The organism is Paenibacillus sp. 23TSA30-6 (assembly GCF_014858585.1).
In the GTDB taxonomy this organism is placed as follows: Bacteria; Bacillota; Bacilli; order Paenibacillales; family Paenibacillaceae; genus Paenibacillus.
In genome coordinates this window covers 1-2599 of the sequence record NZ_SLTL01000078.1, presented here as the reverse complement: position 1 = coordinate 2599, position 2599 = coordinate 1, and the positions used below count along the sequence as shown (strand labels likewise).

At 40.2% G+C, this 2599-nt stretch carries 1 protein-coding gene; it reads left to right on the top strand.

Annotation, left to right across the window (positions count from 1 at the left end; genetic code table 11):
• The first annotated feature begins 737 nt into the window (after window positions 1-737).
• A complete protein-coding gene (gene ltrA / locus E0698_RS26140; RefSeq protein WP_238354173.1) occupies window positions 738-2495 on the top strand; it encodes a group II intron reverse transcriptase/maturase in 1758 nt (585 codons plus the stop codon).
• The last annotated feature ends 104 nt before the right edge of the window (window positions 2496-2599 follow it).

Sequence of the window (2599 nt, the reverse complement as noted above, 5' to 3'; positions counted from 1 at the left end):
CAGTGCGACACGTTACTCTATAAGTGCTTAATAGCATGAAAAGAGTGGGTTTCCCAACAGGGAGCAACAACTGATTATTCGAAGGAAGGAATGACAGCCTTCATGTTGAGCTTAAACTTCCTGCCTAATACTCCTACAAGCAAAAACAAGAGATAGCTTGTCTTTGTTTGAAGCTAGGTGAAGTCGGCTGAATCAGACCTAAATTTCTCTTAGAGTAATATGGTCGGAGATAGGTCGGGGTGCTGAAAAGCGCGTCATGGTGAGAATGTTACAAAAGTAACTGACTAAGCGACGAATGTACGGGTCTAGAGGTAGAACAATCCGAAAGGGTTGTGCTGCAATAGCAGCGTAAACCACCGAAAAGTAAGATTTGTAGTTATGAAATTCGGGATACCTAACTAAGAGGGTATAATGTTTACAGGCTCATAGTTGCCACCTAAAGCGCGCATGGATAGCTAGAATAATCGGAACGTGGAAAGCAAGGGACATTTATACAACAAACCGTTGTTAAACCTCTATCAAGGGAATGGTTCATGGCAACATGATTTACTCTTGTGAGAGTAGGGGCACAGTACCTATGAAAGAATGGAAACATTCCGGAGGGATAGCCCCAAGCCTTATAATTCTAATTGTAGATTACTCAAGTTGCAGATGATCGGTCTGGTAAGAATGTGGGAAACAACTTTAAGGAGTTGTCCACAATCATCACATATTTGCGATATGCTGAATACTACGGGATGCAATCCACCTTTGATGCTCTTTACCAGAAAAGTAAAGAAGGTTGCTCATTCAACAGGCTATACGAATTGATTATTTCTGAGAAAAATATAATCCTAGCCTACCGAATGATTAAAGGCAACAAAGGATCAAAGACTCAAGGCACTGATCAATTTAACATTGATGATTTCAAAAGCTACAGCCAGAATGAATTCATCAATACAATTCGTACATCACTTGATCACTATAAACCGAAACTAGTCAGACGGGTCTTCATCCCAAAACCTAACGGAGATAAACGGCCGCTAGGCATTCCAAGTATGCTTGACAGATTGATACAACAAATGGTTAAGCAAATTCTAGAGCCTATCTGTGAAGCAAAATTTTACAAGCATAGTTATGGTTTCAGACCTCTAAGAAGCACGCATCATGCAAAGTCAAGGTGCGACACATTAATTAACAACGCCCAACTTCACTTTGTCGTTGATGTTGATATAAAAGGCTTCTTTGATAACGTAAACCACACACTGCTTCTTAAACAACTTTGGAATATAGGGATTAAAGACCGGAGAGTACTTGCCATTATAGGGAAAATGCTGAAGGCGCCCATTGAGAAGGAAGGAATACCATGTAAAGGTACACCACAAGGTGGAATTCTCTCTCCTTTATTATCCAACGTAGTACTCAACGACTTGGATCACTGGGTCGCAGGGCAATGGGAAAATTTCAAAACCAAACACCCTTACACACAAAGAAATAAATATGCGGCCCTGAAGAAGACAAAACTCAAAGAGGGCTTTATCGTAAGGTATGCTGATGATTTTAAAATCTTTTCCAGAACCCCACAAGATGCCTATAAATGGTACCATGCAGTCAAACAATACCTTAAAGAACGACTAAAACTAGATATCTCTCCAGAGAAATCAATGGTCATAAATTTGCGCAAGAAGTCATCTAATTTCTTGGGCTTCAAGATTAAGGCCGTTCCTAAAGGCAAAAAGCATGTAGCTCATAGTTTCGTTTCAGACAAAAAGAAGGACCAGATCAAGAAACGAATAAACAAACTGATCACTGAAATTAAGCTGTCTCCCATTCCTAAAACGATCTCAAATTGGAACAGTTTCGTCCTTGGCTTACACAACTATTTCAAATTCGCATCACATGTAAGCATGGACTTTCAGGAAATTGCCTTTTGCAAGAACCGGTTTATGTTCAATCGTCTTAAATCCATTAGCAAGTATGGAAGACCAAGCCGTCCTCCACCTACTTACTCCAAGTTTTACAAAAATAATAATAAAACTTGGGAGGTTGCAGGAACGCTACTTTTCCCCTTGCCGGATGTTTCCAAGAGTAAACCACTGAACTTCAGCCAGGAGTTGACCCCTTACTGTGCTGAAGCTAGAGTAAATATTCACGCAAATCTCAAATACAATGTCCAATTAGAGCTATCAAAATTAGTCCGATCGGATGTTTGGGATAGAACGCTTGAGTATTCTGATAATAGACTCTCACGATACTCAAGGGTTCAAGGCTTATGTGAAATTACTGGTTTATTCCTACAGTCAGAAGAGGTTCATTGTCATCATTATAAGCCTCTATCTTTAGGCGGTACGGACAACTATAACAATCTCCGGATTATTCACAAGGACGTTCATAGGTTGGTTCACGCCACAGAAACCAAAACGATTGAGCATTATAAAAGCATCCTACAACTTACCGACCCTATGGTCGATAAACTTAATCTCTATCGCAAAGCTTGTAAACTCGAGATGATTTAACTTTTATTCTATAAGGTGGAACGCCGTGTGCGGTGAAAGCTGCATGCACGGTGTGGAGGAGGGGAAAAGGCGGAGATCATATCAAACCCTTACCTATTCCAATA